This window comes from Bifidobacterium sp. LH_230, from assembly GCF_056357555.1.
On the sequence record NZ_JBKEWJ010000004.1, the window covers coordinates 130542 to 139364 of the forward strand.

9 protein-coding genes are annotated in these 8823 nt (G+C 61.7%); 6 read left to right on the forward strand and 3 right to left on the reverse strand.

Translation table 11 applies throughout. From position 1 onward, the window contains the following. Positions 1-4: 4 nt before the first annotated feature. A complete protein-coding gene (locus AC1A0G_RS03355; RefSeq protein WP_476527485.1) occupies positions 5-214 on the reverse strand; it encodes a hypothetical protein in 210 nt (69 codons plus the stop codon). A 373-nt stretch (positions 215-587) separates the two neighbouring features. Beyond that, complete coding sequence (locus AC1A0G_RS03360; RefSeq protein WP_476527487.1) at positions 588-1460, reverse strand: SDR family NAD(P)-dependent oxidoreductase; 873 nt, start codon at positions 1458-1460, stop codon at positions 588-590. A gap of 189 nt (positions 1461-1649) precedes the next feature. Between AC1A0G_RS03360 and AC1A0G_RS03365 the strand changes: the two genes are divergently transcribed. From AC1A0G_RS03365 to AC1A0G_RS03375, 3 genes are all read left to right on the forward strand, one after another. Continuing rightward, positions 1650-2576, forward strand: coding sequence for a Fic family protein (locus tag AC1A0G_RS03365; protein WP_476527489.1), 927 nt, complete (start codon positions 1650-1652; stop codon positions 2574-2576). A gap of 151 nt (positions 2577-2727) precedes the next feature. After that, complete coding sequence (locus AC1A0G_RS03370; RefSeq protein WP_219069392.1) at positions 2728-3279, forward strand: DUF3592 domain-containing protein; 552 nt, start codon at positions 2728-2730, stop codon at positions 3277-3279. Between the two features lie 107 nt (positions 3280-3386). Further along, entirely contained in the window at positions 3387-4145 is a 759-nt protein-coding gene (locus AC1A0G_RS03375) for a trimeric intracellular cation channel family protein (RefSeq protein WP_476527490.1), read from the forward strand. 86 nt (positions 4146-4231) lie between these two features. On the opposite strand, the gene rpsT is transcribed toward AC1A0G_RS03375, so the two are convergent. Next, complete coding sequence (gene rpsT / locus AC1A0G_RS03380) at positions 4232-4492, reverse strand: 30S ribosomal protein S20 (RefSeq protein WP_214373522.1); 261 nt, start codon at positions 4490-4492, stop codon at positions 4232-4234. Between the two features lie 174 nt (positions 4493-4666). Here rpsT and lepA point away from each other — a divergent pair, with 174 nt between their 5' ends. The 3 genes from lepA (at position 4667) to AC1A0G_RS03395 (ending at position 8527) form a co-directional block, all read left to right on the forward strand. Then, on the forward strand, positions 4667-6547 hold the full coding sequence (lepA, locus tag AC1A0G_RS03385; RefSeq protein ID WP_214374614.1) for a translation elongation factor 4: 1881 nt from the start codon (positions 4667-4669) through the stop codon (positions 6545-6547). Between the two features lie 156 nt (positions 6548-6703). Then, a complete protein-coding gene (gene hemW, locus AC1A0G_RS03390; RefSeq protein WP_476527491.1) occupies positions 6704-7972 on the forward strand; it encodes a radical SAM family heme chaperone HemW in 1269 nt (422 codons plus the stop codon). Between the two features lie 96 nt (positions 7973-8068). Further along, positions 8069-8527 carry a MarR family winged helix-turn-helix transcriptional regulator gene (locus AC1A0G_RS03395; protein WP_476527492.1) on the forward strand — a complete coding sequence of 153 codons (459 nt, stop codon included), beginning with the start codon at positions 8069-8071 and terminating at the stop codon, positions 8525-8527. Positions 8528-8823 lie beyond the last annotated feature (296 nt).

An 8823-nucleotide genomic window follows, 5' to 3' on the forward strand; every position in this document is an offset into this window, starting at 1 on the left:
TTCTTTACATCTCCTCGAACTCTTGCGCCGGGATGGCGGTGTCGAACAGACCGACCTGCGTATCCTGCTGATGCTTGTCGATGCCGGCGTACGAGAGGCTGTCGTCCTCGTAGCGCTTGAACTTGTACACGGCGTCGTTCATGTGCGCCGGGTTGAACACGTTCAGGCTCAGCAGCGGCTTGGAATCACCCTTGGGCAGGCCAGCGACCTTCATGAACAGCTCCGGCTTCGTGATATCCGACGTCTGCCCGCGATAGACCGTCCCGATTTGATTGGTGAAACTCAGGTTTGCAGGGTTTGTTGCTTTTCTGATCGTATACACGAGCGATCCTTTCACGGTTGATATCTGATCCTATATGGTTTGTTTGGCTGAGGCTTTGTTTTGCAGGCTAATTGATTCTTTTCTGTTTCGCAAAAGTGCAAACCGTTGGAATTTGTGGTAAACCGCGCGCACATGACGTGACGTGCGTATGACGTGTGCGTGCGCGTGAATACACCTCTGCTGAGACATCCTGTTGCTCGGTGGCTGTGTCATAGAGACGATATTTAAGTATCAGTACGGTTACGTGTGAAAAGTCTCAACGGCGTCACCGCATATAAATGCGCTGCATGATGAGCTCGACTGCGCGGTCGGGGAGGAGGCGTTTGAGTTGCATGAGCGCCTTGTATGTGTTGCCGACGGCGACGCGGACCGGGGGATTGCGGCGGGCGAGCGTCGAGGCGATGACTTGGGCGACGGTGTCCGGGCCGGCGCCGGTCTGCTCGTCGTGCGCCATCCGGCCGACCGAACGGCGACATTCGGCCAGATACGGCGAATTTGTCGGTTCGGCGGTCACGCGGGCGCCGGTGAATCCGGTGGCGAGATCGCCCGGTTCGATGATCGTGGCAGTGATCCCGTGCCGGCGTCCCTCCAGCCGCAGCGCCTCCACATACATCTCCAATGCGGCCTTGGTCGACGAATAATGCGACTGGAATGGCAGTCCGATCCGTCCGCCGATCGATCCGACGACGATCACTCGGCCGCGGCGACGATTGCGCGCCGCGGTGCGCCGCAGCAGCGGCAACGCGATCTCGTTGACCTGCAATACGCCGAAGTAATTGACATCGAACTGGCGACGTACCAACTTCATCGGCGTGCATTCCGCCGAACCGGCAATACCGAACCCCGCGCAATGCACGATCGCATCCAAACGGGGAAGCGCGCCTACGACCGCGCGAATATCATCCGGCTTGGTGACATCCATTTCCTCAGTGATCAACTCGCCGCCGCGTGCTCCGTCATCGTGCGGTCCATCATCTCCATCGAACCGTTGCGCATGCGCGATCTGTGCCGCGCCCAATCCGACCGCAACCACGCGCCAACCCTGCCGCGTCAGCAGCTCCGCCGTCGCCTTGCCGATACCGCTCGTGCCGCCGGTCACCAGCGCCACGGCCCGCCCATCATCCTTGATCGCATCCATGTCCACCATTATAGAAATCGCGTAACGATGATGCGACGGTATCCGATTCCCGATGTTCTTCTCATCACCCTTTGCCGGTCAGTGATGAGATCAATCGAATAACATACCATGCTGTCACAGGATTAATTCCAATGAGTCGTCTTTGCCTATCATGAGACGTAACAGTTCCGTTCGTAATCGGAGGTGCCTATGAAAGTCGGACTGGCCGAATGGCTCATCCGCGAACGCGACCAGAAAGTGTCGCACGGACTCTACCACAGCACGCAACTCGTGTTCGCCTACAACTCGAACCACATGGAAGGCTCCACGCTCACCCCGGAACAGACGGCGCAGCTCTACGACACTGGCGAACTGCTGCCGGATAGCGGCAACGACCTTATCCGTGCGGACGACGTGATCGAGACCACGAACCATTTCCGTGCATTCGACTGGATGCTCGACCACGTTGGTGACCCGGTCGACAAGACCCTTGTCTGCACGCTGCACGCGATGCTCAAACGTGGCACCCGTCAGGAGGCCGACCCGGACCGTAACGTCGGCGGCTGGAAGATCCTGCCCAACGTCATCAACGCCATTCAAGGCGTGCATACGGTGTTGCCCGCCGACGTGCCCCGGGCCATGAATCTCGTGTTCGACGAATTTGCCGCACTGAGCGACGATCCGTATGCCATCGCTCAGGCACACTGGATGTTCGAGACCACGCATCCGTTCTCGGACGGCAACGGTCGCATCGGGCGTCTCGTCCTGTTCAAGGAACTCATGCGTCTTGGCGCGGTGCCTCCGCTTATTCGTGACGAAAACCGTGCGTTCTACATTCGCGGACTATCCAAGTTTCCTGCGGAGCCGGGTTATCTAGTAGATACGCTCTTTAGCGAACGGGACTATTATCGGCAGCTCCTCGATATGCTCGCTCCTGAGCGGATTGACTGTACGTATGTCGATGAGTGGAAGGCTCGACGGACGATCGAACGGGCATGTGCCAAGCATCCGGCATCCAACCCGTATGTGAAGGATCGCTGGAACGAGGCCGACCTGCATGAGCGTGTGCCGTCCGAGCGATTCATTCTCGGCGCCGGCTTTGTTCCGGCGCATGCGCGGTCAGACGATGCTTGGTAATTCGTGGGATGCTTGGCTTGTGTGACGCATATCGGGTGTCGGCCGCGATTGTCGACCGCCTGCTGCACCGTGTGCGGGATCGTCGCAAGAGTTCACCGCAGGTTCATGTTTGATTCGTGTGCCGGCGCGGTCGCGCTGGGATAATCGAACCATGATCGAAACGGTTGGCGCTGGTGCGGCCGTGGTGGCCGCGATGTTCGGGATAACGGTGTCCGAGGGGGTCGACGCGGCTCGTACGGTCCATGTGGTCGCGGAATCGGATAGTTCCGTTTCGTTGGGGGATCCGATCATGCTGATCCCCGCGCTCGCTCCGATAATCGTCGGGCTGCTCATCCTGATCCCCTGCATCAGGGCGTTTCGTGAAAGGGACGACCACCACGAGCGCTGCACCGCCAAAGTCGACGGCGTTGTGAGCGAAGTGCTCGAAACCTCCGACAATGACGGCACGTTATGGTCGCCGGTGTTCTCCTACACGGTCGCCGGCCGCGAATACAGCATCGAATCCGGCACGTGGTCACGTCCGTGCAGTCTGCATGAGGGCGATCGTGTGACTGTGCTCTACGATCCGTTCGACCCGTCCGACGCATGGGTGAAGGAGGACCGCGGCGCTCCGATCCTACTCATCGCCTTCGCTGGGGCCGCGGTGGTGGACATCCTCGCCGGCGGTGCCCTCTTGGTGGCGTGGATCCTCAACCAGCAGTGACGATCCGACAGTCGGCGGGGGAGCGGATCGCGGGACAAGACCGTGGTATACCCTCGTTACGGCACCGATGGGTTGCCGCACGCGTGACGTTACGAGGGGAGCGGTTCATGGAAGTGGCGTTGGAGAGCAATGCGTTCTTCATGGGGATCGAATATCTGGCGATCTTCTGCTCCGGACTCATGGGTGGTCTGTGCGCGGTCAAGAAGAACTACGACCTGTTCGCGATGGTAATCACCGCATGGCTGACCGCGCTCGGCGGCGGCATCATCCGCGACGTGATGCTTGGCTCGCTGCCTCCGGTCGGCATCGCGGACCGTGGATTCGTGCTCACCGCATTGGCCTCCGGTCTGGCCGTGGCCGTCTTCCATCCCGAAGTCGACAAGCTCAAATGGTCGATGCTCACCCTCGATGCGCTTTCTGTCGGCCTGTTCGCCGTCAACGGCACATCCAAGGCGATGCTCATGGGCACATCCGGCATGACCGCCGCTTTCCTGGGCATGTTTACCGCGCTCGGCGGCGGCCTCGTGCGCGACATGTTGCTCAACGACATTCCGCTCGTCATCCGCGACAAGCACTGGTATGCGATCCCCTCCGCGGTCGGATGCATCCTGACCGTGCTCGTCATGAAAGGCGCGCAGGGAGGGGTCGTCGATTTCACCGGCGAAGTCATTCTCGACAGCGCGATCGTGGTGATTGTCGTGGCGTTGCGACTGCTGTCGGTCAAGTTCGACATCACGTTCCCCGGGGCGATGAAGCGGCGCGAACTGTTCCTGCCGAGCCAGTCGAAGTATCTGCCGCGTCCGGTGATCCACCCGGAGGCGGGGGAGCGCGACTCGGAACGTGAGGAGAGCGACGAGCGGCAGTAAGCGGATTGCGATGATCGTTCGGCAGATACAAAGATCCCCGCGAACCAACGGTTCACGGGGATGTTCAGAACCCTAGCGGGTTATGATCACATCGCGTTGATCGCGACAGCCAGACCGGACTTGCGGTTCGCGGCCTGGTTCTTGTGGATCACGCCAGCGCCGGCAGCCTTGTCGAGCTTCTGGGCAGCGACCTTGTAGGCGGCTTCCGCAGCGGCCTTGTCACCGGAGGCGATGGCCTCGCGGGTAGCGCGGATGGCGGTCTTCAGGGCCGACTTGACGGCCACGTTGCGGATGTGCGCCTTCTCATTGGTGAGCACGCGCTTCTTCTGCGACTTAATGTTTGCCACATTTACTCCAAACGACGTTTGCTATAAGGACATACAAACGGTCATGATAACACGCCGTGCGGATAAAACATACGCCGCACTAGGAGTGTCGCCGGGAAAATGCCGATAGGCACCGGTAGACTAGAATATTTGGCGAATACAACCGTGAACGACGACCGTAAGGAGACGGATCAGGTGATCGAACCGAAGAACAAGCCCGGATATACCGACCAGTCGCTGATCCGCAACTTCTGCATCATAGCGCACATCGACCACGGCAAGTCCACCGTGGCCGACCGCATCCTCCAGCTGAGCGGCATCGTGCCCGAACGCGAGATGCGCGACCGCTTCCTCGACCGCATGGACATCGAGCAGGAGCGCGGCATCACCATCAAATCGCAGGCCGTGCGCGTGCCGTGGACGTTCGACGGCACCGAATACACGCTCGGCATGATCGACACCCCCGGCCACGTTGACTTCACATACGAGGTCTCCCGCGCGCTCGCCGCATGCGAGGGCGCGGTGCTGCTCGTCGACGCCACGCAGGGCATCGAGGCGCAGACCTTGTCGAACCTGTACATGGCCATCGACCACGACCTGACCATCATCCCCGTACTCAACAAGATCGACCTGCCGAGCGCCGAACCGGACAAGCACGCCGAGGAGATCGCCGGCCTGATCGGCTGCGAGCCGAGCGACGTGCTGCGCGTGTCCGGCAAGACCGGCGAAGGCGTCGCCGAACTGCTCGACCGCATCGTCATGGAGATCCCAGCGCCGCACGGCGACCCGAAGGCCCCGGCCCGCGCGCTCATCTTCGATTCCGTGTACGACTCGTACCGCGGCATCGTCACCTACATCCGTATGGAGGACGGCGAACTGCATGCCCGCGAGAAGGTGCACATGATGGGCATCGGCATGACCCACGACCCGATCGAGATCGGCGTGATCAGCCCCGACATGATGCCCACCAAGGCGCTCGGCGCGGGCGAGGTCGGCTACATCATCACCGGCGCGAAGGACGTGAGCCAGTCGAAGGTCGGCGACACGCTGACCTCCGCCGTGCGCCCCGCCACCGAGCCGCTGCCCGGCTACCGCGACCCGCAGCCGATGGTCTACGCCGGCCTGTTCCCGATCGACAACGCCCAGTTCCCCGAGCTGCGCGACGCGCTCGACAAGCTCAAGCTCAATGACGCCGCGCTCATCTACGAACCGGAGACGTCCGTCGCGCTGGGCTTCGGCTTCCGTTGCGGCTTCCTGGGCCTGCTGCACATGGAGATCGTCTCCGAGCGGCTCGACCGCGAGTTCGGTCTCGACCTGATCTCCACCGCGCCGAACGTCCCGTACGACGTGACTGCCGAGGACGGCAGCGAACACCACGTGACCAACCCGAGCGAGTTCCCGGACGGCAAGATCAAGAAGATTGTCGAGCCGATGGTCGCCGCCGACATCATCACGCCGAAGGAGTTCATCGGCGCGGTCATGGATCTGTGTCAGGATCACCGCGGCATCATGGGCACGATGGAATACATCTCCGCCGACCGTGTGGAGATGCACTACCGTATCCCGCTCGCGGAGATCGTGTTCGACTTCTTCGACCAGCTGAAGTCGCGCACCAAGGGTTATGCGTCGCTTGACTACCATGAGGACGGCGAGCAGGCCGCCGACCTGGTCAAGGTCGATATTCTCATCCAGGGCGAGAAGGTCGATGCGTTCAGCGCGATCGTGCACCGCGACAAGGCGTACAGCTACGGCGTGATGATGACGAAGAAGCTGCGCGAACTGATCCCGCGCCAGCAGTTCGAGATCCCGATCCAGGCGGCGATCGGCTCGCGCATCATCGCACGCGAGAACATCCGTGCACTGCGCAAGGACGTGCTCGCCAAGTGCTACGGCGGCGACATCTCCCGCAAGCGCAAGCTGCTTGAAAAGCAGAAGGCCGGCAAGAAGCGCATGAAGATGCTCGGCCATGTCGAGGTGCCGCAGGAGGCGTTTATCGCCGCGCTGTCCACCGGCGACGGCGGCAACGACCGCGACACCAAGGACAAGATCCGCGCCGCCCAGAAGACAGAAGGCTGAGCCGTTAAGCGGACAGCCCAGTGGGCTGTCCGTAGGCTCAGCCTGAGCGAGACGATAGTCGAGCGAAGGCAGCATTGAGTCCGAGCGTAGCGAGGTCCGTAATTGCAGGGCCGGAGGCGAGCCGTTGAACGAGCGAAACCGAGGGGAGTCACGCTCATGACCTACGAAATCTACATCCACGTCCCGTTCTGCCTCCGTCGCTGTGGATACTGCGATTTCAACACGTACACCGCAGTCGATCTCGGCGCGGGGGCCTCGCGCGGCAACTATGCGAACATGGTTGTCCGCGAGATGGAACTGACCAAACAGTGGCAGCTCGATCACGGCATCAAGGAGCCGGCTGCCAGCACCGTGTTCTTCGGCGGCGGCACGCCCACGATCCTTTCCGCAGACGACCTCGTGGCCATGCTGAGCGCGGTCCGCCGCATCTGGGGCATTGCGCCGGGCGCAGAGATCACCACCGAAGCCAACCCGGACACCGTCAACGAGTACTACATCAACCGTCTCGCCGAAGGCGGCTTCACCCGCATCTCCTTCGGCATGCAGTCCGCCGTACCGCACGTGCTGCGCATGCTCGACCGCACGCACACGCCCGCGAACGTGGCCGCCGGCGTCGAAGCGGCGAACAAGGCCGGTTTGCGTTCCAGCGTCGACCTGATCTACGGTGCGCCGGGGGAGAGCCTCGACGATTGGCGCACGTCGGTGCGCACGGCCATCGACCTCGGCGTCAACCACATCTCCGCATACGCGCTCACCGTCGAACCGACCACGAAGATGGGCCGGCAGATCGCCGCCGGCACCCTGCCTAGGCCGGATGACGACGACGAGGCCGCGAAATACGAGATCGCCGACGACATGCTTACGGCCGCCGGGCTCGCATGGTACGAGGTGTCCAACTGGGCAAAACCGGGGTATGAGAGCCGGCACAACCTCGGCTACTGGCGCAACGTCGACTGGGCCGGACTCGGGCCGGGCGCGCACTCGCATTACAACCGTGCGACCGGCAACGACGATACGGGCGACGGTGCAGACAACGCCGCCATTGATTCGCACGAAACGCACGGTCTGCGCAGCTGGGACATCGCGCACCCGCGCCTGTGGGGCACCGCCATCAACGAAGGCCGCGTCCCGTGGGGCGGCAGCGAAACCATCACGCCCGGCGAAAACCTCGAGGAACTCATCATGCTCGGGTTGCGCCTGCGCGAAGGACTCGATCTGAACCGCATCAACCAAGCCGTCGCCGAGGCCGAATCCAACGGTGAAACCGCGCCGTTCCGCCGCATCGACCCAGCCGAACTCCGGCCGATGGTCAGCGACGGCCTCATCGTCATCGACTCCGCGACCGGCCGCGTCATTCCCACCCGCAAGGGCCGTCTGCTCAACGACGCCGTCATCGAACGCTTCTTCGACCTCGCCGGTATCTGACGGCCGCCGTCGTACGCCGGCTTGCATTTTGCTAGGTACCTTGTATTATTTGCGAGGTACCTAGCAATTTTGTGTTATCCGGAGGTTCGGCGAATCATGATGAGCGATCGGGAACTGGTGGAACTGTTCCACGACGTGGCGCGCATCAGCCACCAGCGGGAGGTGCGCAACAACGACGCGCTCGCGCACGGCAGCGGGCAGTCGCGCTGTCTGCTCACCCTGAGCGGTCTCGGCCCGGTCAGTCAGCGCCGACTCGCCGCGATCCTGGGCATTCGGTCGGCGTCACTGAGTGAACTGCTCGGCAAGATGGAGGCGCGCGGTTGGATCGTGCGCACCCCGCATCCCGAGGACGGGCGCACATATGTGGTCGCGCTCACCGAGGAAGGAAAAGACGAGGCGATGCGCCGTCGATCGGCCGGCGACGGCGCTTCCGGCGAACTGCTCGCGGCGCTCGACGAAAACCAACGCGAACAATTCGGCGAGATCCTCGCCGCGATCAAATGCCATTACCAAGAGCTCGACCGGAATGATGCGCGCCGGTCCGGTTTGCGCTGATATGTCATTTCGACCGAGCGGCAGCGAGCGGAGAAATCTTTCTTGCCGTTCTTCGGATGAAAAGATTTCTCGACTCGGCCTTGCCTCGCTCGAAATGACATAACAGACGAACGCGAGACGTCTCGTCGATCTCGTGGACGGTCATCAACAAACAGCGTCAATTCACATAAGGTCACATAAGGCAATAGATAACGTCCGAATTCTTGCGCACTTTGGTTTGGGCTTGAGATAGAGGCATGGCCCGTGTCCTGTGTACGATTTTCTGTCGCCAAACAAGATAAACCGCGATTGGAAAG

Excerpts from the sequence above, each read along its gene's own strand:
- AC1A0G_RS03355 (WP_476527485.1), bottom strand. The coding sequence starts at position 214 with ATGAAGGTCGCTGGCCTGCCCAAGGGTGATTCCAAGCCGCTGCTGAGC.
- AC1A0G_RS03360 (WP_476527487.1), bottom strand. The coding sequence starts at position 1,460 with ATGGATGCGATCAAGGATGATGGGCGGGCCGTGGCGCTGGTGACCGGC.
- AC1A0G_RS03365 (WP_476527489.1), top strand. The coding sequence starts at position 1,650 with ATGAAAGTCGGACTGGCCGAATGGCTCATCCGCGAACGCGACCAGAAA.
- AC1A0G_RS03370 (WP_219069392.1), top strand. The coding sequence starts at position 2,728 with ATGATCGAAACGGTTGGCGCTGGTGCGGCCGTGGTGGCCGCGATGTTC.
- AC1A0G_RS03375 (WP_476527490.1), top strand. The coding sequence starts at position 3,387 with ATGGAAGTGGCGTTGGAGAGCAATGCGTTCTTCATGGGGATCGAATAT.
- hemW (WP_476527491.1), top strand. The coding sequence starts at position 6,704 with ATGACCTACGAAATCTACATCCACGTCCCGTTCTGCCTCCGTCGCTGT.
- AC1A0G_RS03395 (WP_476527492.1), top strand. The coding sequence starts at position 8,069 with ATGATGAGCGATCGGGAACTGGTGGAACTGTTCCACGACGTGGCGCGC.